Raw genomic sequence first — 1,010 nt, forward strand, 5'->3', positions numbered from 1 at the left:
TGGTGAAGGCCGGTTCGTCCGACCCCGCCAAGTACCTGCCTGAAGTCGGCAAGGTGCAATACAAGGGCGTGACCGGCCCGATCGCCTTCGACGAAAAGGGCGACATCAAGAATGGTGCCCTGACGCTGTACACCTACAAGGGTGGTGCACGCACGCAGATCGCCGTGGTGCGCTGATTCGTTTCGGCAAACCTGCGGTTGTCCGCAAAAGAGAAAAGGGCCTTCGGGCCCTTTTCTTTTTCTATTTCTATTTCTGCAGCGCCTTCGCCCGCGCCACTCCGTAGCGCTGCAACGTCTTCTCGCGCGCCTCGGCATGGTCCACCACCGGCTTCGGGTACGTCTCGCCCAGCTTGATGCCGGCCGCCTCCAGCTCCACCGGCGACGCCATCCACGGTGCATGGATCGCCGCGTTCGACAGCCCCGCCAGCTTCGTCGCCAGCACCGCGCCCAGCACGCCCAGCGGCACCACCAGAATCACCGAGAACGGCACCGACCAGCTCTCGTACAGCGCCGCGAGGCACAGGAACACGAACAAAATCGACACCGCGTAGAGCAGCGGCGCCTGCGAGCCCGACAGGCGTTCCTGATACGAGCTGCCGGCCCATTCGTAGCCGATGCCCTGCGGCAGCTGCTTCATGATGTTTTCCACCGCATCCATCGCCGCGCCCGAGCTCACACCCGCGGCAGGGTCGCCGATCAGCTCGAACGACGACATGCCGTTGTAGCGCGACAGCTGCGGCGAGCCATACGTCCAGCGGCTGCTGGCGAAGGCCGAGAACGGCACCATCTCGCTGCTTGCATTGCGCACGTACCAGCTGTTTACGCTGTCAGGCTGCATGCGGAAGGGCGCGTCGGCCTGCACATAGACCTTCTTCACGCGACCGTTGCTGATGAAGTCGTTCACATAGCTGCCGCCCATGGCGCTGGACAGCGTGTCGTTGATGTCCGAAGTCGACAGGCCCAGCGCCGAGGCCTTGCGGTCGTCGATGTCGATGGCGAACTGCGGCGTGT

General features: G+C 63.9%; 1 protein-coding gene and 1 pseudogene. One reads left to right on the forward strand and one right to left on the reverse strand.

Going from position 1 to position 1,010, the window contains the following annotated elements; genetic code table 11:
• Nucleotides 1-176 (forward strand): annotated as a pseudogene (locus ACSFA3_RS26410) (branched-chain amino acid ABC transporter substrate-binding protein); the annotation flags it as partial.
• Between the two features lie 70 nt (nucleotides 177-246).
• Here ACSFA3_RS26410 and ACSFA3_RS26415 read toward each other — a convergent pair.
• Nucleotides 247-1,010: efflux RND transporter permease subunit (locus ACSFA3_RS26415; RefSeq protein ID WP_435508250.1), on the reverse strand; the 764-nt coding region annotated here is incomplete at its 5' end.

Origin of the sequence: Variovorax glucosi, assembly GCF_051216695.1 — a bacterium.
Classification (GTDB): domain Bacteria; phylum Pseudomonadota; class Gammaproteobacteria; order Burkholderiales; family Burkholderiaceae_C; genus Variovorax.